The following is a 24,883-nucleotide window of genomic DNA, read 5'->3' on the forward strand; positions in this document are numbered from 1 at the left end:
TTAAATGAAAAATAATGCAGCCAATGTAATTCCGAAGATGAAACCAAATCCGAGTTCAACACCCCAGCCACAACCGCCGCCTCCCCAGCCGCCGCAACTACCACAACCACGACCGCCACATCCACAGCCGCTGAATCCACCACCACCACAACCAAATCCACAACTATCACATCTGTTAAGGCCGCCGCAAAGATCACAACCACCGTTTGCATATGCGTCGTAGTATCCGAATCCTGAATCAAAAGATGAGTGCTGTTGCACTGGTTCAATCCATACAGAGCTATTTGTCACATCAATTATTTTCCCTAAATGAATGCGACCATCACGATCTTCAATGCGAACGACTTTACCGAAATAACGTCGGCACGTATCATAACATTTTTGTCTATGCATGTTCTTTCCTCCTTCCGCATTACAGTAATACGATATGTAAAGGGGACAAGTGCGGCTTGTACGAATGTCCTAACTATCATAATTGTTATAGGAAAGGGGAAATATAGGAAGAGGATATATAAGGAGGAAAAGTCATGAAATCTACAGATCAGTTTCAGACATACGAAGTACCGTGGGAAGAGTTTATTGAAGCATTGCGAGAGGAAATGAAGAAGCAAGTAGGGGCAGACATTATTGATACAGTAGTTTGCAATTTAGAAGATGGCTTTGAAGTGTATACATATGTGCAGGGGGATTTGGATTTTGAATATAAGGAAGCGCTGGAAAGAAAATACGGGAGCGATGCAAAAACTCCTAATGTGTTAACGATTATGTTATTAGCTAGTATTTATAGTACAAGTGAAGAGAATATACGCTTGCATGCGGATAATAAAGATAATCCAGTTGTTGAGGTATATGTGAAGCAATAAATCAAACTTTTTGCTAAGTGTTTTGAATATAAAAAGTAGGAAAAGTCTGTTTTAAGTGTAGAGCTTAAACAGGCTTTTTTTACTTATATAATGGGGTAGAGAGTGCGAGAGGAAATATTACCAAGTTAATATAACTATTTACATAATAATTTTATGGTGTGTTCGTTGTCCTAAAATACAAGTCATATATCTTGTATCCTCTCATAAATTTAAACATAGGAATTTGTCTACAAAGGTGGCGAAGCCTCATCATGAAAATTCGAATTTGTGCCACATTCATGTTGTTTCTATTTATATGGTTACATCCTTTTTGGACTTTTGCAAAAGGAGAGGAGGCAAAGGAAAGGGTCGTTTCACTTGTATATGATGATTCGGGCAGCATGAGAAATAACGATCGCTGGAAATATGCCAATTACGCTTTGCAAAGTTTAGTTGCGCTATTAGATGAAAAAGATAAATTTTCCTACGTTCCAATGAGCAAGCCGAATGATCCATTAAACATTTCGTTAACGAAGGATAAGAGACAAACGGAAATTGAGGGAATTGGAGCATGGAAAACGTATTTAAATACTCCGTTTAGCGCAGTAGAAACCGCGATGCAATCTATAAAAAAGGAAGCAGATATAGATGGGAAACGTGAATTTTGGCTTATTGTATTAACTGACGGGGCATTTAATGATTTAGAGAAAGATAAGGTTGGCGGAAAAGAACAAATTACACAGAAGTTAGCACAGTTTAAGAAAGAAATGGATGTAAAAAAGATATCGTTACATCCAATTTTAATTACGATGGAAGAGGATTTAGGACAGCAGGAAAAGGCACAACTAAATACGTTTAAAGAAATATGGAAGAAAGAGATAAATGGAGTTACGATGCCATCTAGTGGAGAGGATGGGATCGTAAAAAGTGTCAATCAAGTGGCAGCATTAGTAGCAAATCGTGATCCATTCTCCTCTGTTGAATCGATTGTAAAAACGAAAGTAGTAGGAAAAAAAGTAGAGATTACAACACCATTTCCTTTAAAGCGTATGACACTTGTACGACAATCACCTTCTTTGTCTAATTATCAGGTCACACAAATTTCTAAACCATTACAATTACAATCTTCTTTTTCCATACATGCACCAGGAGAAGCGAAATTATTCGGAAATATAGTTCATATAAGTACGGAAAATGAGGAAGTTATTAAACCAGGAACTTATACGATAGAAGTGGACCAGGATATTGAGAAAGAAGGGTTACAAGTACTTGTTGAACCGGCGCTTAATTATACGGTTTCTACTTATGACAAAGAAGATAAGGATAGAAAAAAAATTGAGGAAATGTATGAAGATGTGACAGCTGTTATTGAAGCAAAGCCTACTGAGTTGCCAGTTCAGTCTTCTTACTTCCAGGCAGAAGTAGAAATAGACGGAAAGCAATATGCAATGAAGTGGGACGATAAAAGACATGTGTTTTATTACGAAACTAAGCTTACTAAAGGATTAGTACGTGGGAAAGTTCATATGAACATAAAAGGATTCTACAGACAGACGAAAGAATTTAAAATTGAAACAACTAAAAAGCCTGAATTATCACTTCAAACTGTCACGAAAGATTATGAAGAAAAAGTATCAAATTTAGAGAATAGTAAACCGTTTATTATACAACCACAGTTAGATGGTAAGCCGATGACAGAAGAGGCTGTAAAGAAACTATTAAAATCTACTGGTGTCACATCTAAACAATCAATCAACTATGAAATAAAACAACATGGTAATCAAATTTATATTTATCCTCGACCTCATTACTCCGACACATTCAATTTTACAGATACCGGCACCGTAGAAGCTACCATCGTAGTGCAGGATTCAAAATTACAAGAAGTAAAGAAAAAAATATCACTTCATATTCAAAATGCACCGTTTTATGAAAAGTATGCGCTTATTTTTAAGTTTGTTATTCCTATCACTTTATTACTGTTAATAGTAGGAATAATCGTTTTAGGATGGATTGTCCGTCCAAGATTTCACCGTAAAGCACTATTGTATTACGAATGGGATCAAGAGGTAGCGAAAGATTGGTTATATCAATCTGAGCCAGAGTTACTTAAAAATAAATGGTGGAAACATTATTTTGGTATTCCGTATAGAGCAGAAAGAAAGACTGTGCAATCCGTTACGTTTATAGCAAAGAAAGGATCGAAATCAATATTTGTAGCGAAAGAGTCACAAGTAGTAGGAATGATTATTGATGGGATGTTTATAACAGAGGATGAGGTTAGAATGGAACATAAGACATTATATCCAAATGAACTTTTAGTAATTGATAGAGGATATGGTAAGGAGATTTATAAATACGAGTGTGAATAATAGATGGGGAAAAGAGTAGAGTACTATCTTCCCCCCTCTTTTTAAACAAGCAAGAATAGGAAGGTGGTTCACATGACGTTACAAGTTCCAACAATATTAATTGGTTTAGGTGGAATCGGTAGTACTGTGACACATCAAATATATGAAAGGCTACCTGAGGAGCGCCGAAAAAAGGTAGCAATGCACGTATTTGATACTGATGTGAATACATTGAGTAAATTTGATCATATTCGAAAGTTTAAGACGCAAACGAGTTCTAGTAAAACGCCTAGGGAGTATATTGCGGGAGATCCAACGATTCCAGAGTGGTTTCCAATGGACCCGACTATACTTGATAAACCACTGACAGAAGGAGCAGGACAGTTGCGCGTTATTTCACGTCTAGCGTTACGTGCTGCAATGAAAGAAGATAAACTCACCTCCTTTTGGCAAGAAATCGAGAAAATTTTCCCGGTTACAAGTGATCAAACGGAATATGGTGTGCGTGTCATTATAGTAACATCACTAGCGGGTGGAACAGGTTCAGGGATGTTTCTACAAATTGCATTATATTTACGTGAAATGCTTCGGAAGAAATTGCAACACCACAACATTTTAATACGTGGTGCGTTTCTAATGCCTGATGTGTTAGTGAAGACGAGAACGGTTAGTGCGAAAGAATTTGAAACGGTGCAAGCAAACGGCTATGCATCGTTAAAAGAATTACATGCCATTACACTCGGTTCTACCGGAGAATTATCAAAACGCGGTGGCGTTACAATTGAATTAGAATATCGACCTGACCAAGTAGATGAAGACGGCAGAACGAATCATACAATTAAACAACATCATTTACCGTACAATTATTGTTTCTTATACGATTACGAAAATCTGCATGGACACCATCTGCATAATTTATCAGATTATATGGAGCAAATGGCAAATACGATTTATTTACAGTTATTTAGTCCGATGTCTGCAAATCATTTTGCACAGGAAGATAATCAAATTCAGCAATTAGCAGAATCAAGCGGGAAAGGACGATATTGCGGGGCAGGAACGGCAAAGATTATTTATCCATATGAGCACGTGTTAAAATATTGTGCTTTAAAATGGGCCGTGCAAGGTTTAGATGAATCTTGGCTTCATTTAGATCAGTTGTTTCAAGAGAAGAAGCAAAGATATGACCAAGATGTAAAACGTGGTATGCAGCGTGAAAAGCCAGAGCGCGGGAAAAGTTATTTAGAAGACTTAGAACATCTTGCTACTCGTCCTGAACAGGCTCATATTTTCTATAGACAAATGTACAATGAAACACGTGAAGGAGCAGAAGGCGGTAAGGTCGGTGTTGCAAAATCTAAACTGTTTTTAGAAGCTGTAGAAAGTTATGTACAGCGTACGGTGCAAAAAGACGAGGAATTAAATCGTCTGCAGCATGAGTGTAAAATTTCGGCTGCGAAGCTGAAAATGATGGAGCAAATGAAAGGTGAAGTAGCAAGGGTGGATCATGCGGTTCGTTTATATGCGTATGCGATTCCAAGCCGTGTACATGAACATGTAACGACACTATTGTATGACATGATTGAATCAGACCGTTTTTCACCAAGTGGTTCTGAGGGACAGTCATATCAACTAAATACATGGTTTTTAAAGAAAACAGATCCTGTTCATCCAGTATCAGCTCGTTTTATGTTGTATGAAATTCGAAAACAGTTAGTAGAAAAAATGAATCGACTACATGAAAATAATGAACAAAAGCGTAATTTAATTCAAAACTACGATAAGAAATTTAATGTGAGTAATATTGATGGAACGGTAACAGCTGTGCGCCGAGTAGAAATTGCGCAGCAACAAGGCTGGTTTGGAAAAATGATTAATAATCAGCAACGTTTGTTTAAAAAAGAATTTGAAGATATTGTAACGCAGTACGTACACAAATTAAACGAGTATCGTAAAGAAATGCTATTAGAACTCGTGTATCAATCACTATATCAAGCAGTTAACAAAATGATTCAATATTGGGAAAGGTTTTTTGATAATTTACATGAAACACGTGAAAATTTATTGTTTGAAATTCAAAAACGAAGCAAGGAATTTGAAGGGAAAACAAACCCAACGAATGTATACGTATTAGCTGAAGAGAAGTTGCAAGAAAAGATTTGGCAAGATATGCAGCAACATTTAAATTTAGGTGTATTACCGAAAGATATATCTGCGGAAATTTATATGAGTTTGTACGGGGAATATTGCCGAGATGCGAAAACAGAAGAGATTCAATCGAAAAAGGTAGAAGACTTTTATCGTGAGCACATATTAAGTTATTGCTACGATGAATTACAAATACGCTATCGTGATAAATTAGAGCTAAATATCGTTGAGGCGTTACGCAAAGAAGCGGATTATAAGAAGCGTGATCGTGATGAATACGTTCGTGAAAAAATTGAAGACTTGTTCCATTTAGCTAGCCCATTCGTGCCAAAAGTTTCCCATCATAGGGAATTACAATATTGGGGGATACACCCATCTTTAAAGAAAGAACTGCAAGAGGAATTAATTCAAGAAATGTTTAAAGAAAAAGATACAGTACACGAAGCTTTTTCACCGTTTGAAGTCATTTGTTATCGTGCGCATTACGGTTTATCTTTGCAAGACTTTCCTAAGCTTTCATCTGGACATATTGCAAATGGATTTATGAATGATAAAGGTGATTATTTTCAATCTTATTATCGCCGTGTGAATAAATTAAATAGTAAAAAATCTAGTTTAACACCGCATTTAGATAAGTATTGGCACTTGCCAGCCTTCATGCCAGATTTAAATGCAACGCAAACGAAGTTAGATTATGATAAATGTAATCGAGCTCTTCTATACGCGTATATGTATCGCTGGATTAGTTTAGTTGCTGTTGATGGCCAGTTCGTGTATCAATATAACGGTGTTGGGCGTAGCTTCTTAATTCAGTCGATGGGAAAAAATATTTCAAGCGAAAGTTACAAATTACACAGAGCGTTGCTCCATAACCCATTTATTTATGAAAACATCTTGTCCAGATTTGAAGAAGAACAAGAAAAGGCGATGATACAAGGTGGGCATTTATATACACATCCATTTGTATTAGGTGCTCAAGATATTAGATGGCTTCGTAAAGAGCATGTCCATAATATTTTAGATATGATTTTAATGTATGACCGTGAAGCAAAATATGACCCAACGTTAGAAGAAACTTCTGATGAATTATTAAGGTTATTCCTTGATGAAATTGAGTTATATTTCCAAAACTATTACGGTACAGGTGCCGATATGGTCGCAAAGAAAGAGAAAGAAATGTTTATTAAACAATTGTGGGATCGTTCGTACGCGAAAGGTTACGTAGATCCAAATAGTGCTCCTTATAAAAAGTGGCAAAATTTATTAAGCGTTCATGATGAAGAAGAAACGCCAAAAACGAATGTATAATGAATGAAAAGGGAATCCTTAAAAGTGGCAATACAACTTTAGAAAAGAGGGATTCCGATGCCGTTTTTAGGAAGTGTATATCAAATATTTGGATTGTATCCAGAAATTTATTATGGGATGATTTCAGCTGAGCTACAAGAAGAGGCTCAGAAGGAACAACTTAAAAATAGTAGTGCAGAAGCTGAAGTGGAAGAATAAAAAAAGTGCAGATGAAAATCTGCGCTTTTTTAGTAGCTTTAAAATAATTGCATACCCTTAATCGAATTGTTATTTAAAGATAATAATTTAGTTAAGGGTATGATGCCGTTGCTTAAATGCTATCTAATGAAAAATGTATAAAAATCAATATAAAAAAATGAATATAAATATAAAGATGGGAAATAACAATGTTTTCAAGAAAATAATTATGTTTAAAAATAACATTTGATACATAATTAACCGTTCCTATATAATTAATTTTATTGTTGACAATATAATTAATTATATGATAAATTCATTCAGCGTTCTAAGTGGTGTGTTGCTGAATTAATTGTTTTAAAATTCACTACAGTTAAAAGAGATTGATTTTTCTGTCTTTTATTAAACTATTTAGTTCATGGGGAGTGGATCATGTATATTTTTATTTTCTAAACAGAACAGTAATAAAGATTGTAATAAGTAAGAGATAAACTTGAAAAAGAGGTTTTAATGAATGAGTCTTTTAATAAAGAAAACAATGGATGAAGAAAAGAAAAAAGTATTGAATCAAACTTTAGGTGCCATTGACCTAACTCTTTTAGGGATTGGAGCAATTATTGGTACAGGAATTTTCGTATTAACAGGTATTGTATCGGCGAAACATGCTGGCCCAGCGATTGTATTATCGTTTATATTAGCGTCGATTGTATGTGCGTGCGTAGCTTTCTGTTATGCTGAATTTGCATCTACAGTTCCAGTTTCGGGAAGTGTATATTCATATACATATATGACACTAGGTGAGATTTTTGCATTTATAGTCGGTTGGTGCGTTATGTTGGAGTACTTACTAGCGACTTCTGCGGTAGCAGCAGGATGGTCAGCGTATTTTCAGTCATTACTACTAGGATTTAATATTCACATTCCTACAATTTTTGCTTCGGCACCTGGTATGGGGAAGGGTGGAATTATTGATTTACCAGCAGTTCTCATTATTTTAGTTGTTACATTTTTATTAAGTCGTGGTGCAAAAGAAAGTGCACGAATAAATAATATAATGGTTATTATTAAGTTGGCTGTTATTGTAGGATTTATTGCTGTAGGAACACAATATGTAAAGCCAGAGAATTGGCAACCATTTCTACCGTTTGGTTTTCACGGTGTGGTAGGAGGCGCTGCTACTGTATTTTTTGCTTTTTTAGGATTTGATGCAGTTGCAACAGCCGCAGAGGAAGTGAAGCGTCCACAGCGTAACGTGCCAATTGGGTTACTTGTTTCCTTATTCATTTGTACCGTTCTATATGTAGGTGTTTCATTTGTGTTAACTGGAATGGTTCCGTTTACGGAATTAAATGTTGCTGATCCGGTTGCATATGCGTTGCGCACTGTAGGAGAAGATAGAATTGCTGGATTGTTATCGGTGGGAGCAATAGCAGGACTAACAACAGTTCTGTTAGTAGCTATGTTTGCGTTTGTTCGTGTATCTTACTCGATGAGTCGAGATGGATTGTTACCAAAAAGACTTTCAAGTGTGCATAAACGTTTACAAACTCCATTTTTTAATACGTGGGTTACAGGTATATTAGCAGCTTTATTAGCGGGATTAGTGGATTTGAATTTACTAGCTAATTTAGTGAATATGGGAACGATAACAGCATTTGTGTTTGTATCTATAGCTGTCATTGTATTAAGAAAGACACACCCTAATATGAAGAGGCCATTCCGTGCGCCCCTAGTACCTTCTTTACCTATCGTTTCAATAGTAAGTTGTATATATTTAGCTTTGAACCTTTCTAAGCTTACTTTAATTAGTTTTGTGGCATGGATTATAATAGGTGTTTTCATATATTTTGTATATGCTAAAAAACATAGTAATGTTAGAAATGGAAATAGAGTATAGTCTGTTGAAATAATATTTGTAATGGAAATGATAACACGCTACTTATTCGTATAAGAACAAGTAGCGTGTTTTTGTTATTTAATAATTCCGTTTTCTAAAATTTTAATAGTAGGTGTTACTTTTACATTAGCTTTTGAAAAAGCACTAGGCCAATCATCTTCAACCTTTGTCCATTCTTTATATTGAAATGCTCTCGCATAATCACCAAATCCGAATGGATCGAGTTGCTGTTTTTGAATTTTGTGGATTACGTCGTTTAAATCTTTGTTTAGTTGTTTTGTAATAAGTGAAGTTAATTTCTTTCTATCTTTATCTATATCCATGTCGAATGTCAGTTCAGATACAGCAATTTTTAAGTTCATTTTAACATTAAATTTGAAGTGGTTATCGCTATAGTCTGTACGGATATCACGATTCATGCTAAGAACATTTATTGTTACGAAATCGCCGCCATCGGTATCTTTTAAATCACTATTACTTTCAACTGAAGTAGAAGGGATTTTCAATGTAAGCGAAACTGGTGTATTAGCTTTCTTTTGTAACAAAAGAAGAAGGGCGCTTTCATAACGATTTAATGACATTTTGTAGATTCCTCGAGAAGTTAATAGCGCGGAACCGGTAACGATAACATCTTTTATACCTTTTTTTATTTCTGAAATAGCAGGTGTTATACCTTTATTAAACGTTTGCCTGTGAAATTCATGGAATGTCGTAAAAACGGTCCGATTGTACAGTTTGTTCGTATTAATTAAATCTGTTAAATACTCGGGAAGGGCAGGCTTATCTTTAAAGTTATTATATATAACTGAAGAAATTGGACCGTCTACTGCAACCATGCGCATGTTTCCAGTATTTTTAGGGTCACGATACCAAACATCAAGGTAAGGCATAGCCCCTTCTTGTTTTAAAAAATTTGTGCTAAATAAAATGAGCTGTAACTTTTCTGTAGATACTAAACCGCCACTTGAACTATTAAACGTTGCTTTTGCTTCTCGAGGTGTACGTACTTTTGCTTCATGTGTTTCGTATTTTTTTTCTACGTCTTCATTAAAAATAGGATTTACGTGGTACACAATTAATTTTCCTTTTGCTTTTGCGTCAAAACCGTAAATTAATGAAATCGATTGTTTTTCTAGGTCGAGTCGATCTCCACAGCCTGTTAAAAAGGTTATGAGAAAGCAAAGTATAGTGAAATGAATAAAGCGCCTCATTTAAATTTTTCTCCTTTTCCAATGTTGATAAAGTGTCATGTATAAGAGAAATACGACTGGGAATAGAAAAACGATAAAATAACTTGCAGTTCCCCAAAATTCCCGCAACGCACTTATTTGGTAAGAGGAAGGGATATAGAAGAATAAGGTGAAAATACAACCGAATAAAAAAAACCAAATAGGTAATGTACTGCTCTTCTTGTTAAACAATTGATTGATTCCATCTGAAGCAGTGAAAATATAAGGAATACAGGAATCGAAAATAATGAAGAGATAAAATGATAAAAAGATAATTTCAAATCGTTCCAAAAATGAAAAGTGAAATGGTGTAACAAGAGAAAGAGTCGGCCATAAAAACTTAGTTATACCATCCGGGCTAAAATAAACGAAAGAAACGAACGTAACTTGTAGGTAAACGAATAACGTAATCATATTTGCAATAACGATTCCTTTTTTTGCAGCTGATTTGTTAGTTAGATAGGGATAAAGGACAAATGCAAACTCGAATCCGAGAAACGCAATGATAGTTGATTTCACTGTGGTTACAACTGGTAGCCATCCTTCCTTTAGAAAGGGAAGAAGATATATCCAATGACCATCTTTAAGAGGGATAAACAATAGTAATGGCATCCAAAGGGTAAAGATCACAGTGAAAACGGCAAAGCGACTAATAATAAGTACACCTTTACATGCAAGCATAAGCATTGGAATAGAAAGCAAAATCATAATTAAAAACATAGGAGATCTAGGTAAAATCCAAATGTGAATAACATACAAGAGGGAAAAAACTAAGGAAACTGCTGCAAGTACAGCATATAAAATCCAAAAAATCATTACTACTCTTCCTAGCCACTTCCCAAGATAACGAGTCAGCACATCAAGTAAAGTATATCCAGGATGCTTTTCCATAATTTTCACAATACATAGGCTGACTAAAGTAGTGATAGCGCATCCTATAATAATAGACATCCAGCCATCTGTATTCGCCCCTTGTGCAACTTCACGTGGTAGTGTAAGTACACCGAATCCTACTTGAACACCACTAATCGTTAAAATGTATTGAAATAAACTAATCTCCCTCTTTGCACGCTTTGTCACTTATCTTCCTCCGTTTCTTCTATATCGCTTTGTCGATTCTCTTGTTTTAAGTTAAGGGATAGTGGGCGTTTCTTCATAATTTTCCATGGCAAACGTACAAGAATATCTTTTAAATCCGAAGCAAATAACGGAGAAAAAGGACTACCATAAGGAACACCGAGAGATTCCATAGAAAGTATATGAATAATAATGATTGCCATCCCAACCATAATGCCAATGACACCAAATAAAGAAGCGATTATCATCATTGGGAATCGAAGAAGTCGAATTCCTGCAGACATTTCCATGTTAGGGATGATGAAAGAAGCGACGGCAGTAATAGATACGACGATAACCATAACATTACTTACTATTCCTGCTTGAACTGCAGCTTGTCCAATGACAATTCCTCCTACGACGCCAATCGTTTGTCCAACGGGACCAGGAAGCCGAACTGCCGCTTCTCGGAGCATTTCAAGTACTAATTCCATTAATAGAGCTTCTAGTATAGGAGGAAAAGGAATTTTAGCTCGAGATTCTCCAATCGTTAACAATAATTTAAGTGGAATCACTTCATAATGGAAGGAAATCATAGCGATATAAAGAGCAGGAGCAAAAATTGCAATAAATAATCCAGTGAAACGAAGTAATCGTATAAAAGATGGAATCATTGGCCTGAAGCTGTAATCATCTATCGTCTGAAAAAAAGCTGAAAAGGTCATAGGTCCAATTAATACGCCTGGTGAGCGATCTACAACAACGGCAATTCGTCCATCCAGAATGTGATGGGCTGTTGTGTCAGGGCGTTCGGTGATAGATAATTGGGGAAAGAGAGTATAGGAATTATCTTCAACAAACCCTTCTAATTCTCCAGTAGTAATAATGGCATCCACTTTGATTGATTCGATACGACATGCCATTTCTTGTACGACATCTTCGTTTGCAATATCTGCTAGGTACAGTAAAAAAACCTTTGAAGTAGCTCGTTCACCAACAGTGAATTCCTTTACTTTCAATTCACGATTTGGAATATATCGACGAATAAGTGCAAGGCTGTCGCTCGCTACCTCATTAAATCCTTCGTGTGAGCTTTTTATGGAAGTTTCTGTTGTAGGTTCTTCAATACTTCTTTTTGGCGCCGCTTGTGTATCTAGCTCTAAAGCGGATAGTTGCCCGTTTATAAATAAAATACTTTTACCATGTAAAAGGGACTGTTCAATGTCTGTCCACTTCTCAACCTTTTTAATATTTCCGATAGAAACGGAAGATTCCCAAAAGTCGTCCTCGTTCCATTCTTTAAATAAGAGGGGGCGAAGAATATCAATGTTAATAACAGTTTTATCTACAAGTCCTTCTATATATATAAGAGCGGCTTCTTTTCCGTTTTTTAACGGAAAAGTTCGTGTAATTAATTCTGGAATACCGCTAAACAGTTTAGACAAGTGCCTTAGATTAATCGAAAGAGAAGCAGAGATAGCTTTATTTAATATGTGATCAGCATGCTCTTGTGCAGAAAAAGATTTTTCACCACGTATCCATTTATTAAAAGACCCCATTTGTTTGCTTACTCCTTGTTATGTTTTATATGGGTTATTATGGATAGTTCCATACGGACATATGCGTAGTTTAAATTTTATATTGTATATTTTAAAATTTAACGCTATAATTATAGTGTTAAAGATGGAATCGTGATATGACCTGTTATGAATCTATCGTTTTATTTATGAATAAATGGATTGGTATTTTAGCAAGATGTGCTAATAAACTACTCCACCATGATAATAACGTGCCGAAATGTGGTGCGTATATTTTCGTGGTGGAGTTTTTTTATTCTCAAAAAGGGGGAAAGACCATGAATGACAACATGGTTCATATTACAATTGACGGAAAAAAGTATACAGCGGAGCCCGGTTCAACGATATTGGGTGTTATTAATGAGAACGGGATTGAACATCCGCAAATTTGTTACGTGCCAGAAGTAGATCCTATTCAAACATGTGACACTTGTATTGTAGAAGTTAACGGAAAGTTAATGCGCTCTTGTTCGACAGTGGCGACGGAAGGTATGAATATTGAACTAGCTTCTGGTCGAGCGAAAGAAGCACAAACAGAGGCGATGGATCGGTTACTAGAAAATCATTTATTATACTGTACAGTATGTGACAACAACAATGGGAACTGTAAGCTGCATAATACAGCAGAATTAATGGAAATTGAACATCAAAAATATCCTTATGAACCGAAAGTAGATGTAAGTGAAGTTGATATGACGCATCCATTTTATCGCTATGACCCTAATCAATGTATTGCATGCGGTCAATGTGTTGAGGTGTGTCAAAACTTACAAGTAAATGAAACGTTATCGATAGACTGGGAAGCGGAACGCCCACGAGTTATTTGGGATGAAGGAGTAAATATTAATGATTCTTCATGTGTTAGTTGTGGTCAATGTGTAACGATTTGCCCTTGTAACGCTTTAATGGAGAAAACGATGCTCGGTGAAGCTGGATTTATGACGGGATTAAAACCAGATATTCTTGAACCGATGGTAGATTTAATTAAAGAAGTTGAGCCTGGATATAGCGGTATTTTTGCGGTATCAGAAGTGGAAGCGGCTATGCGTGATATTCGTACGAAGAAAACGAAAACAGTATGTACATTTTGTGGTGTAGGTTGTTCATTCGAAGTGTGGACGAAAGGGCGTAAAATCCTTAAAGTACAGCCTTCTTCTGATGCACCAGTTAACGCAATTTCTACTTGTGTAAAAGGAAAATTTGGCTGGGATTTCGTAAATTCTAAAGAACGAATTACGAAGCCTTTAATTCGTAAAAATGGAACGTTTGTTGAATCTACATGGGAAGAAGCGTTGAATGTAGTTGCAAGTAAACTAGGGTCTATTAAAGAAGAGTACGGTAAAGACGCTATCGGTTTTATTTCTTCATCTAAAATTACGAATGAAGATAATTATGTGATCCAAAAATTAGCTCGACAAGTATTTGAAACGAATAATATTGATAACTGCTCACGTTATTGTCAATCACCAGCGACAGACGGATTATTCCGTACAATTGGTATGGGCGGAGACGCTGGAACGATTAAAGATATCGCACAATCCGGTCTTGTTATTATTGTAGGTTGTAACCCGACAGAAGGTCATCCTGTTTTAGCTACACGTATTAAACGTGCGCATAAATTACACGGACAAAAATTAATTGTGGCTGATCTTCGTAAAACAGAAATGGCAGAGCGTTCAGACATCTTTATTAGTCCAAAACAAGGAACAGATCAAGTATGGCTAATGGCTGTTACGAAATATATGATTAATCAAGGTTGGCACGATCAACAATTTATTGATGAGAACGTAAACTTCTTTGAAGATTTCAAAGAGAGTCTTACAGAATATACACTTGAATACGCAGAAGAAATGACTGGTATTTCAAAAGAAACACTTATTCAAATGGCTGAAATGATTCGTGATGCAGATGGTACATGTATCCTTTGGGGTATGGGAGTAACGCAAAATACAGGTGGATCTGATACTTCCGCTGCGATTTCAAACTTACTTCTTGCAACAGGTAATTATCGTCGTCCAGGTGCTGGTGCATATCCGCTTCGAGGTCATAATAACGTGCAAGGTGCTTGTGATATGGGTACTTTACCAGGATGGCTCCCTGGATATCAGCACGTTACGAACGATATGGAACGTGCGAAATTTGAAATGGCTTACGGAGTGAAAATTAATAGTGAACCAGGTCTTAATAATATTGAGATGTTGCATGCAATTGACGAGGGGAAAATGAAAGCTATGTATCTTGTCGGAGAGGACATGGCTCTTGTAGACTCTAATGCGAACCATGTACATGAAGTGCTATCAAGCCTTGATTTCTTCGTTGTGCAAGATGTTTTCTTATCTAAAACTGCTCAATATGCAGATGTTGTATTACCGGCAGCACCGTCTCTTGAAAAAGAAGGTACTTTTACAAATACAGAAAGACGTGTACAAAGACTCTATCAAGTTCTTCCTACGCTTGGAGATGCGAAGCCAGACTGGTGGATTGTGCAGGAAGTTGCGAATAAATTAGGTGCAAACTGGAATTATAGTCATCCAAGTGAAATTTTTGCTGAAATGGCAAGTTTATCACCACTATTCTCACAAGCAAACTATGAAGTACTTGAAGGATGGAATAGTTTCCATTGGGGAAGTTTTGATGGATCGAATACACCACTACTTTTCCAAGAAGGATTTAACTTCCCGGATAAAAAAGCTCGTTTTGCGATTGCTGACTGGGTACGTCCAGCTGAATTCCCAGCGGAGTTCGATCTTCACATTAATAACGGGCGTATGCTTGAGCATTTCCATGAAGGGAATATGACAAATAAATCAACAGGTATTCAAACGAAAGTACCTGGCGTTTTCGTTGAAGTTTCTCCAGCACTTGCAAAAGAACGCGGAGTGAAAACAGGTTCATTAGTTCGTCTCATTTCTCCTTTTGGAGCGTTAAAATTACGTGCACTTGTAACAGATCGTGTAAAAGCGAATGAGTTATATTTACCGATGAACTCTACTGACAATGAAACGGCAATTAATTTCTTAACAGGTCCTGCAGTTGACACACGTACGAATACACCTGCTTATAAACAGACGAAAGTACGTATGGAAGTGTTAGAAGTTGATGGCGAAAATCCGATGCCAAAAGCGAACCCACGTAATAAAAAACGTCACCCTCAAGCCGGTATTGAGGTACATCGTAAGTGGGCGCGTCAAGGGTATGTGCATTTAACGGATAAGTAGGAGGAGAAAAATATGGCTGCACCTATAAAAATGATTCAAAAACAAGAATTAACTGAGGAAGAAATAAAACAGCAAAAATTAGATGATTTAAAAGAGCTTCTAGCTAATAATGAAGACGCTCTAAATCAAATGTTTAATATAGTAGGGGAATTGAATGATATTGGCATGCTAGAAGCGGTAAATTCTATGCTAAAGGCGAAAGAACCAATCGCAAAGATTGTTCTTGGCCAAGTCACTCGTGAGCCTGTTACAAATTTAATTAATAATATGATGGGGGCTGCGGGTGCTTTAACAGAACTTGATCCGGATCTTACGAAAAAGCTTATAGGTAGCTTATTAGTAGGGCTAGAAAAAGGTAATGAACATCTAGAGAGTAATAAAAAAGTAGGGGTATTCGATCTTATGAAAGTATTGAAAGACCCAGATATTAACCGTGCTATCGGGTTTGGGCTTCATTTCTTAAAAGGTATGGGAAAAGGATTAAAAGAAGAATAAACTTCATGAAGTGAACCTTTTCGCCCAAATGTTTGTACGAAATAGTTTGGGCGGAAGGCTCATTTTGGTAAAATATATAATAAAGTAAAATGAGGCTTTTGGGAGGTATAATTGTATGTCAAAAAAAGTACATGAATTTAATGATATGATACGAAAACTTCGAAAGGAACTTTTCGGAAAAGGGCCAGAACGAATTCATACTGTTTTTGCAGAAAACATGGCGATCGCGACTCTTTATGGAAACTTAACACCTACTGAAAAATTCATTTCAAGTACGATGGACGGTGCGGAAATGGTCCATATGGCTAGAACGAAAATGATTCAAGAAGTATATGCTGCGAATTCCCGTGAACATTTGGAGGAACTTGTTGGAGCGAAATTAGTGAACCTATTTTCAGATATGAAAGTAGAAGAAGATATTGCAGTTTCGGTATTTGTTTTTGATAAAAATATAACGTGAGAGAAGGATACTGATCGTGAAACCGATACAGGTAGAAAGAGAAATCTTTCGTTATGAACAAGGGGCGTTTAAACATATAGAGGACAGCATTGTAACAGAGTTTCCAGTCACGATTAAAATGAACGGACAGGAGTTTGTTACAATGGTTAGTACTCCAGAATATATAGAAGACATGGTAATAGGATTCTTAGCATCTGAAGGAATCATTCGGAAGTATGAAGATATTGATGACATATGGGTACAAGAGAAAGAAGGATTTGTACATGTCACGACGGCAAAAGTAAATCCGTATTACGAACAAATGCAAAATAAACGTTATATTACTTCATGCTGTGGTATGAGTAGACAAGGATTTGTCTTTGCAAATGATGCATTAAGCGCAAAGAAAATGAATGGCCTGCATGTACAAGTTACTGCAGAAGACTGTTTTCGATTAATGAAAGAAATGCAGCAATCTGCTGAGACATTTCGTCATACAGGGGGCGTTCATAATGCGTCTTTGTGCGATGTGAATGGTATTATTTTAAGTCGAATGGATATCGGAAGGCATAATGCGTTAGATAAAATTTACGGTTATTGCTTAAAAAATAATATTTCTATAAGAGATAAAATCATTGTTTTTAGTGGTCGTATTTCTTCGGAAATATTATTAAAAGTTGCAAAAATTGGTTGTGAAATTATATTGTCAAAATCAGCTCCAACTGAGTTAGCTTTGCAGCTAGCAGAAGAATTAAGTATTACTACGATAGGATTTATTCGGAATCAATCCTTAAATGTATATACGCATCCAGAGCGTGTTTTAAATATAAAATAAGTAAAAGCGAGGCAATAAATATGAAATCTTTCACATTAGACAAACTACAACGTCCTTTAAAGGATTTACGTATTTCTGTTACTGATCGCTGTAATTTTCGCTGTCGTTATTGTATGCCAGAAGAAATATTTGGTCCTGATTATTCGTTTTTGTCTAATGATAAAATTTTATCTTTTGATGAAATTGAAAGGATAACACGTATTTTCGTTTCTTTAGGTGTACGAAAGCTACGAATTACAGGTGGAGAACCGTTACTTCGAAGAGGGCTTCCAAAGCTTATCGAGCGCCTTAATAAAATAGATGGTGTGGAGGATATCGGCTTAACAACCAATGGATCACTACTGAAAAAGTTTGCTCCTGATTTATATAAGGCGGGTTTATCACGTGTGACAGTTAGTTTAGATTCCTTAGAAGAAGAGCGTTTTTTCTATTTAAATGGTAATAGAACCAAAGTACAAAGGGTTCTGGAAGGAATACAAGCTGCAGCTGAAGTTGGTATGAAAATTAAAATAAACATGGTCGTTCAAAAGGGGAAAAACGAACAGGACATCTTGCAGATGGCGCAATACTTTAAGGAAAATAAGCATATTCTTCGTTTTATTGAGTATATGGACGTTGGAAATTATAACGGTTGGGAGTTAAAAGAGGTTGTCTCTAAACAAGAAATAGTAGATGCGATTCATCCAGTTATGCCATTAGAACGGATAGAAGCGAATTATGCAGGTGAGGTTGCGACTCGCTATCGTTATATTGGAAGTGATGAAGAAATAGGTATTATTTCATCAGTAACAGATTCCTTCTGTTCCTCATGTACGAGAGCCCGTATTTCTGCAGAAGGAAAATTATATACGTGTTTGTTCGCTTCTAAAGGAAATGACTTGAGAGAACTGCTTCGATCTGGATACACTGACAAGGAAATAACAGATATCGTACGCGATATATGGAGCAACCGAGAAGATCGTTATTCAGATGAACGCTTAAGTAATAGTAATAAAAAAGCTATGCCTAAAATTGAAATGTCACATATAGGTGGTTAATATAAAGTTGACATAAAAGTGAAAAATGGAAGGTGTACAAGAATTGTAGATTTTCTATTTTATAGTAAAAGTGATGATTGATCTCTCTGTAAAAGATGTGCAGAGAAATTAAGCAGCATTCAAAAACCTTTATTTTGAAGAGGTTTTTTGAAGCTGCTTTTTTATTTGGAGAAAATGGAGGAATTAGTAATGGCATTTCATAAACCGGAACAAATTGCTGAGCTTGTCATTGAGGCCGGTGTTCAAAAAGTAAGTCAGACCTTGCCAGCAATGCTTATTCTCGGTTTTTTAGGAGGAGCATTTATTTCGCTCGGTTTTTTACTTAACATTCGCGTTTTAGGTAATTTACCTGAGCGCTGGGGGAGTCTAGTAAATGTTTTAGGAGGAGCGGTTTTTCCTGTTGGACTCATGCTGGTCGTATTAGCAGGAGGAGAATTAATTACCGGAAATATGATGTCAATGTCTATGGCGCTTTATGCAAAGAAAATTACATTGGTCAGTGTGCTGAATAACTGGATTTGGATTACTTTCATGAATTTTGTAGGAGCTATTTTCGTAGCGTATTGTTTCGGCCATCTTGGCGGATTAACAGAGGGAGATTATTTAAATAAGACGGTAGCGATAGCGGAAGGGAAGTTACATGAATCATTTGGGAGAACTTTAATCTTAGCAATTGGTTGTAATTGGCTCGTTTGTCTGGCGCTTTGGCTCGCTTATGGGACGAGTGATTTTGTCGGAAAAATAATCGGAATTTGGATTCCAATTATGGCATTTGTAGTGATTGGATTTCAGCAAGTGGTAGCAAATATGTTTGTCATCTCGGCAGTTATTTTTGCAGGTCATCTGACGTGGATGGATCTTGCTAAAAATTTTGTTCCTGTCTTTATCGGAAATGTAATTGGAGGAGCTGGCTTTGTTGGATTTGCGTACTTTGCTTGTTATCAAAAACAACATTCTAATATGAAATAGAGTTCGTGAGAGGAAGGGTATGTAATGGCTGATCGGTATTCACGACAACAGTTGTTCAAACCAATTGGGAATAGAGGGCAAGAAAAAATTCGAAATAAACATGTGTTAATAGTAGGAGCAGGCGCATTAGGAAGTACAAGTGCCGAAAGTTTCGTACGTGCAGGTATTGGCAAGTTGACGATTATTGATCGTGATTACGTTGAATGGAGTAATTTACAAAGGCAACAATTGTACTCTGAACAAGATGCGAGAGAGAAAATGCCAAAAGCAATCGCTGCTAAAAATCGACTAGAACAAATGAATTCGGAAGTACAAATACATGCTTTCGTAATGGATGCAGTTGCAGAAAATATGGAAAACCTATTAAAAAATGTAGATGTAATAATTGATGCAACAGATAATTTTGATATCCGATTTATAATAAATGATTTATCACAAAAACATAATATTCCATGGATATATGGTTCTTGCGTTGGATCATATGGTATGAGTTACACGATTATTCCGCAAAAGACACCGTGTTTACATTGTGTGCTGAAGAAAGTTCCAGTTACAGGTGTGACGTGTGATACAGCTGGAATCATTAGCCCGACTGTTCAAATCGTCGCAGCATATCAAGCGGCGGAAGCACTCAAAATTTTAGTAGAAGATTTTTCAGCAATTAGAAAAACATTTTTCATGTTTGATATATGGAGTAATCAAAACCATTTTATAAAACTAGAAAAAATCAAGACAGACGATTGTCCTTCGTGCGGTTTGAATCGCATTTATCCTTATTTATCATACGAAAACCAAACGAAGGTAGCTGCTTTATGCGGAAGAAATACAGTTCAAATTAGATCGGTAGAAAATAGGAAGTATGGCTTTGACGATGTAGAAAAAGTATTAAAAAAACTGGGGAAGGTAGATCGGAATCCGTATTTACTATCTTGCCAATTAGATGATTACCGCGTCGTTATTTTTCGAGATGGTCGTGTTTTCATTCATGGTACAAATGATATTTCGAAAGCGAAGCAACTATATTATCGCGTATTCGGTTAATAGAAAGGGTTGTCAATAATGGAAAGAAGAGTGCCAATTACGGTGGAAGAAGCTGTTCGTAAAGTAATGGGATTTACTAATGATGGATTAAAGGAGCTACTACCTATTGAATTAGCTTATGGACGTATATTAGCGGAGGATTTAGTAGCTGACCATGATGTACCTTCATTCAATCGTTCACCGTATGACGGGTTTGCTATTAGAGCAGAAGATACGAATTTAGCAAGTTATGAAACACCAATTGTATTTAAAGTAGTGGGTGAAATTGGTGCAGGATCGCTATTCTGTGAGAAAGTAGCTCCTTTTCAAGCAGTTCGAATTATGACAGGGGCACAAATTCCGAGTGGTTGTGATGCGGTTGTTATGTTAGAGCTGACTCATCAATATGAGGAGGATGGCAATAAATACATGGAAGTGAAGCGATCATTCAAAACAGGCGACAATATTTCTTTTCAAGGTGAAGATGCTCGTAAAGGAACTGTTCTTGTAAAGAAAGGATCATACATTAATCCAGGTATTTTAGCTCTTCTTGCTACGTTCGGGTATAGCGAGGTACCGGTGGCGAGAAAGCCTGTAATTGGACTATTAGCGACTGGCAGTGAATTACTGGATGTAAACGATTCATTACAGCCAGGGAAAATCCGAAATAGTAATACGTATATGATATTGTCTCAAATTCGAAGAGCGGGCGGAAGAGTAAAATATTTGGGGCAGTTTAGTGATGATTTTCATACATGTTTCACAGCTGTAAAAGAAGCATTAAGCCAAATAGATATGCTTATTACAACAGGCGGTGTATCAGTAGGGGACTACGATTATTTACCAGCTATATATGAAAAGTTAGGTGCCTCTGTTCTTTTTAATAAAGTTGCAATGCGGCCAGGAAGTGTTACGACTGTAGCACAATTAAATGGCAAGTTATTATTTGGTTTATCAGGAAATCCATCTGCTTGTTACGTAGGGTTTGAATTATTTGTAAGACCTTGTATTCGGACCTATATGTTTAGTGAAAAAGCACATTTAAAAAGAGAAAAAGCGTTATTAGGAGAAGACTTTCTAAAGCCAAATCCATTTACAAGATTTGTACGAGCAAAACTGACATATAACGAAGGCCAGTTAATCGCTTATCCGTCAGGGTTTGATAAATCTAGCTCGGTTTCTTCATTAGCAGAATCGAATGCTTTTATCGTATTGCCAGGCGGGACAAGAGGATATAAAAAAGATATGTTTGTGGATGTTCTTTTATTGGAAGATAACGAAGGTAGTGAATGGTCTTGGACATTTTGTAAAGTGAGAGGTGGTTCCAATGGGACAAGCGCTATTTGAGATTGTAGATATACCGATTGTAGTTGAAGAAGTAACGAATAAAGTCGCAAGAAGAGAAGCAGGTGCGATTACAACTTTTATTGGTACAGTGAGAGAATTAACAAAAGGAAAACGAACGCTACATTTAGAGTATGAAGCATATAAACCGATGGCAGTAAAACAACTTACGAGAATTGGGGAAGAAATGAATGAAAAGTGGCTGGAAACAAAAGTAGCAATTACGCACCGAGTAGGACGGCTAGAAATAATGGATATTGCGGTAGTCATTGCAGTTTCATCACCGCATCGTAAAGTAGCTTATGAAGCGAATGAATACGCGATTGAACGTATAAAACGAATCGTCCCAATATGGAAAAAAGAATTTTGGGAAGATGGAACGATGTGGATTGGAGATCAACTTGAAAATACACCTTATTCAGAAGGAAAACCGAAGAAAGAAGAATGAGAAGATGATTACAATTTTACTGTTCGCAAATTTGCGTGAAGAAGTCGGATTAGATCAATTAGTAATTTCCGAGAAACAAGAAATGACTGTGCAGCAATTAAAAGGGTGGCTCAAAGCAAACTATTGTTTACAATCGCTTGATAGAGTGATGGTGGCTGTTAATGAAGGGTTTGTAACGAATGAAGAGATGATAAAAGCTGGAGATATAGTCGCATTAATCCCGCCCGTTAGTGGAGGGTAATAAGGATTTGTAAGATGTTGTATATAAATTAGAATTATGAGAAGGGATGAGTTCTATGATTACTCAAGAACAAATAATGAACGCGTTAAAACATGTGGAGGATCCAGAGTTACACAAAAGTATTGTAGAATTAAATATGGTTAGAAATATACAAATGAATGGAACAGAGGTTAAACTTGAAGTAGCGCTAACGATTCAAGGTTGTCCGTTAAAAGCAAAAATTCAACAAGATATTGAAGAATCACTTCATGCAATTGGCGCCTCTAAAGTGGATTTAACATTTGGTTCTATGACACAAGAAGAACGAGCTGCGCTAACAGAGAAGTTAAAGAAAAATAGTAGAACAGAAACTGGTATGCCGAGCATGCTTCGCCCTGATTCAGGGGTACGATTTATTACTGTAACGAGCGGAAAAGGTGGAGTTGGCAAATCAACGGTGACAATTAATCTTGCAACGGCTTTAGCTCGTATGGGAAAAAAAGTGGGGATATTAGATGCAGATATATATGGTTTTAGTATTCCAGCTATGATGGAAACGAATCAAAAACCAACGATGATTGATCAAACAGCAATTCCAGTCATTAGTCACGGTGTTAAACTCATGTCGATGGGATTTTTTACAGAAGGAAATAACCCGGTTATGTGGCGCGGACCGATGTTAAATAAATGGATTCAAAATTTCCTTGCGAATACGCACTGGGGAGAATTAGATTATTTACTGCTTGATTTACCACCAGGTACAGGAGATGTTGCCATTGATGTTGCATCTATGATTCCGCAGGCGAAAGAAATTATCGTTACAACACCACACAATGTAGCTTCATTCGTAGCATCTAGGGTGGGGGTAATGGCAAAACATACGAAACATGAGATTTTAGGTATTGTGGAAAATATGGCTTATTTTGAAGAACAAGATGGATCGAAAAATTACCTTTTTGGAAAAGGCGGTGGTGAAATGTTAGCAGAACAATTGCAAACGGAAGTAATCGCACAAGTACCTTTTGCAAAACGGGAAGAAAATAACGGTTCATCTGTATATGATGAAGATTCTCTTGTTGGAGAAGTGTTTACAACGTTAGCGGAAGATATTATTTATAAAGGATAAAGGAGGAATTTTTTATGGGGTGTAACATTGATCATTCTATTGAAGATGTGATGAATAAGCTTGAAAGTCAAAAGAGTTTTTTACCGGAAGTGATTTTTAAAGAGGTAAAGGGATTTTTGCAAGGTAATCATTCACAGGAAATATTAAATGATGTCTTTCATCTTCTAAAAAAGTATGACTTAGTTAGTGAAGAAGAAAGAGAGACGAGAAATACTCAATTATTGCTGATTATAAAATAAATACGCTTTGGCTTTTGTTTTGTAACAGGAGGGGTAAATGTAATGAATATGAAGAAGATGATTGAAACGATAGAAGCAACAAAAATGACTGAAGAAGAATTATCGATTGCTCATTTACATCAAAAGCTCGTGAAGTTATATAGTCAAAAAAATGTTGCTCATTATACGGAGCTATTAAAATATATTTTATCATTATCCGTGCAGCTGGATTTACATTTCGTATTGAAATATTTTGGTATGCGACCGGTTGTTGCTACAGATGAGCGTATGCAATTTCAAGAGATATTTAAATGCTTAGCTAAGAAAGACGATAATGGGGAATGGTTTTTTAAATTTTGTTTCTTTATATGTAGGGCTAATTGTAGTTCTTCATTTTGATGAAAAAGAGATTGAGAGAAGTTTTTTCGATGCTATGGTAGTGGGGGAAGTAAATGAAATATAAGATTCTGCTCATAACATCTTTCTATTTAATTGCTATAACTGCGATTTTAATTGGTTGTATAAATATGAAGGTAACGAATTAAAATAGTTTGATAAAAACTGTTCTTCAGTTGTTTCCATCGTTTTTTCATGTTACCATTAAGCGAATTTTTCATAGGGAGAGAAAGCGATGAAATGGATTTATTTTATTATTATTAACGTTATAGCTTTTAGCCTTATGGGGCTTGATAAACGAAAAGCGAAGAAGAAACAGTGGAGAACGCCAGAAAGTACGTTGTTTTTATCAGCAGCAGCTGGTGGCGCAGTTGGTGCTTGGATCGGTATGTATATGTTTCACCATAAAACTCATAAAAAGAAATTTGTTTTCGGTATACCGTTACTTGTCGTTATCACAGTATGTTTACTTTTTGCTGTATGAGAAATGTCGAAAGAATTGCAGAGTGATTATTGGTAAAGTGAGCACGTGG

At 36.2% G+C, this 24,883-nt stretch carries 22 protein-coding genes and 1 pseudogene; 19 read left to right on the top strand and 4 right to left on the bottom strand.

The features are described 5' to 3' along the window. Positions 1 to 393: a hypothetical protein gene (locus tag ACYVEC_RS05890; RefSeq protein ID WP_063221257.1), complete on the bottom strand. Its 393-nt coding sequence runs from the start codon at positions 391 to 393 to the stop codon at positions 1 to 3. A gap of 134 nt (positions 394 to 527) precedes the next feature. Here ACYVEC_RS05890 and ACYVEC_RS05895 point away from each other — a divergent pair, with 134 nt between their 5' ends. The 5 genes from ACYVEC_RS05895 (at position 528) to ACYVEC_RS05915 (ending at position 8,723) form a co-directional block, all read left to right on the top strand. Beyond that, a complete protein-coding gene (locus ACYVEC_RS05895; RefSeq protein WP_060631803.1) occupies positions 528 to 863 on the top strand; it encodes a hypothetical protein in 336 nt (111 codons plus the stop codon). Between the two features lie 251 nt (positions 864 to 1,114). Then, positions 1,115 to 3,214, top strand: coding sequence for a vWA domain-containing protein (locus ACYVEC_RS05900; protein ID WP_063221256.1), 2,100 nt, complete (start codon positions 1,115 to 1,117; stop codon positions 3,212 to 3,214). A gap of 72 nt (positions 3,215 to 3,286) precedes the next feature. Further along, the gene (locus ACYVEC_RS05905) at positions 3,287 to 6,649 is read left to right on the top strand and encodes a tubulin-like doman-containing protein (protein WP_275719092.1); all 3,363 of its coding nucleotides are present in this window, start codon (positions 3,287 to 3,289) and stop codon (positions 6,647 to 6,649) included. 57 nt (positions 6,650 to 6,706) lie between these two features. Then, entirely contained in the window at positions 6,707 to 6,847 is a 141-nt protein-coding gene (locus ACYVEC_RS05910) for a hypothetical protein (RefSeq protein WP_016086848.1), read from the top strand. Positions 6,848 to 7,340: 493 nt separating this feature from the next. Further along, positions 7,341 to 8,723, top strand: coding sequence for an APC family permease (locus ACYVEC_RS05915; protein ID WP_460505897.1), 1,383 nt, complete (start codon positions 7,341 to 7,343; stop codon positions 8,721 to 8,723). Positions 8,724 to 8,797: 74 nt separating this feature from the next. Here ACYVEC_RS05915 and gerSC read toward each other — a convergent pair whose 3' ends face one another. Genes gerSC through gerSA form a run of 3 tightly spaced genes read right to left on the bottom strand, consistent with a single transcriptional unit; the run spans position 8,798 to position 12,567 of the window. After that, positions 8,798 to 9,934, bottom strand: a complete 1,137-nt coding sequence (gene gerSC, locus ACYVEC_RS05920; RefSeq protein ID WP_063221253.1) for a spore germination protein GerSC — start codon at positions 9,932 to 9,934, stop codon at positions 8,798 to 8,800. Further along, entirely contained in the window at positions 9,935 to 11,032 is a 1,098-nt protein-coding gene (locus ACYVEC_RS05925; protein ID WP_063221252.1) for an endospore germination permease, read from the bottom strand. Further along, positions 11,029 to 12,567 (bottom strand): spore germination protein GerSA, encoded by a 1,539-nt coding sequence (gene gerSA / locus ACYVEC_RS05930; protein WP_275719091.1) that lies wholly within the window; start codon positions 12,565 to 12,567, stop codon positions 11,029 to 11,031. Before gerSA ends, ACYVEC_RS05925 begins: the two co-directional genes overlap by 4 nt. Before the next feature lie 296 nt (positions 12,568 to 12,863). Between gerSA and fdhF the strand changes: the two genes are divergently transcribed. The 14 genes and pseudogenes from fdhF (at position 12,864) to ACYVEC_RS06000 (ending at position 24,834) form a co-directional block, all read left to right on the top strand. Beyond that, positions 12,864 to 15,803, top strand: coding sequence for a formate dehydrogenase subunit alpha (fdhF, locus tag ACYVEC_RS05935; protein ID WP_063221250.1), 2,940 nt, complete (start codon positions 12,864 to 12,866; stop codon positions 15,801 to 15,803). Between the two features lie 12 nt (positions 15,804 to 15,815). Next, a complete protein-coding gene (locus ACYVEC_RS05940) occupies positions 15,816 to 16,298 on the top strand; it encodes a helical membrane plugin domain-containing protein (protein WP_063221249.1) in 483 nt (160 codons plus the stop codon). Between the two features lie 115 nt (positions 16,299 to 16,413). After that, a complete protein-coding gene (locus tag ACYVEC_RS05945) occupies positions 16,414 to 16,758 on the top strand; it encodes a Na-translocating system protein MpsC family protein (RefSeq protein WP_000039582.1) in 345 nt (114 codons plus the stop codon). A 16-nt stretch (positions 16,759 to 16,774) separates the two neighbouring features. Next, entirely contained in the window at positions 16,775 to 17,572 is a 798-nt protein-coding gene (fdhD, locus tag ACYVEC_RS05950) for a formate dehydrogenase accessory sulfurtransferase FdhD (protein ID WP_063221248.1), read from the top strand. Between the two features lie 20 nt (positions 17,573 to 17,592). Then, a complete protein-coding gene (moaA, locus tag ACYVEC_RS05955) occupies positions 17,593 to 18,609 on the top strand; it encodes a GTP 3',8-cyclase MoaA (RefSeq protein WP_063221247.1) in 1,017 nt (338 codons plus the stop codon). Positions 18,610 to 18,798: 189 nt separating this feature from the next. Further along, on the top strand, positions 18,799 to 19,578 hold the full coding sequence (locus ACYVEC_RS05960) for a formate/nitrite transporter family protein (protein WP_063221246.1): 780 nt from the start codon (positions 18,799 to 18,801) through the stop codon (positions 19,576 to 19,578). A gap of 24 nt (positions 19,579 to 19,602) precedes the next feature. After that, positions 19,603 to 20,619, top strand: a complete 1,017-nt coding sequence (locus ACYVEC_RS05965) for a molybdopterin-synthase adenylyltransferase MoeB (protein ID WP_063221245.1) — start codon at positions 19,603 to 19,605, stop codon at positions 20,617 to 20,619. Between the two features lie 18 nt (positions 20,620 to 20,637). Continuing rightward, positions 20,638 to 21,945: a molybdopterin molybdotransferase MoeA gene (locus ACYVEC_RS05970; RefSeq protein WP_063221244.1), complete on the top strand. Its 1,308-nt coding sequence runs from the start codon at positions 20,638 to 20,640 to the stop codon at positions 21,943 to 21,945. Further along, the gene (gene moaE, locus ACYVEC_RS05975) at positions 21,926 to 22,390 is read left to right on the top strand and encodes a molybdopterin synthase catalytic subunit MoaE (RefSeq protein WP_063221243.1); all 465 of its coding nucleotides are present in this window, start codon (positions 21,926 to 21,928) and stop codon (positions 22,388 to 22,390) included. Before ACYVEC_RS05970 ends, moaE begins: the two co-directional genes overlap by 20 nt. 4 nt (positions 22,391 to 22,394) lie before the next feature. Beyond that, on the top strand, positions 22,395 to 22,631 hold the full coding sequence (moaD, locus tag ACYVEC_RS05980; protein WP_063221242.1) for a molybdopterin converting factor subunit 1: 237 nt from the start codon (positions 22,395 to 22,397) through the stop codon (positions 22,629 to 22,631). A gap of 55 nt (positions 22,632 to 22,686) precedes the next feature. Then, positions 22,687 to 23,736 (top strand): P-loop NTPase, encoded by a 1,050-nt coding sequence (locus ACYVEC_RS05985; RefSeq protein ID WP_098555696.1) that lies wholly within the window; start codon positions 22,687 to 22,689, stop codon positions 23,734 to 23,736. A gap of 14 nt (positions 23,737 to 23,750) precedes the next feature. Beyond that, positions 23,751 to 23,975, top strand: a complete 225-nt coding sequence (locus ACYVEC_RS05990) for a hypothetical protein (RefSeq protein ID WP_000501860.1) — start codon at positions 23,751 to 23,753, stop codon at positions 23,973 to 23,975. 42 nt (positions 23,976 to 24,017) lie between these two features. Next, positions 24,018 to 24,417 (top strand): annotated as a pseudogene (locus tag ACYVEC_RS05995) (hypothetical protein). A 168-nt stretch (positions 24,418 to 24,585) separates the two neighbouring features. Beyond that, on the top strand, positions 24,586 to 24,834 hold the full coding sequence (locus ACYVEC_RS06000) for a DUF1294 domain-containing protein (RefSeq protein WP_016086864.1): 249 nt from the start codon (positions 24,586 to 24,588) through the stop codon (positions 24,832 to 24,834). Positions 24,835 to 24,883 lie beyond the last annotated feature (49 nt).

It is taken from the genome of Bacillus sp. MN7755 (assembly GCF_054771475.1).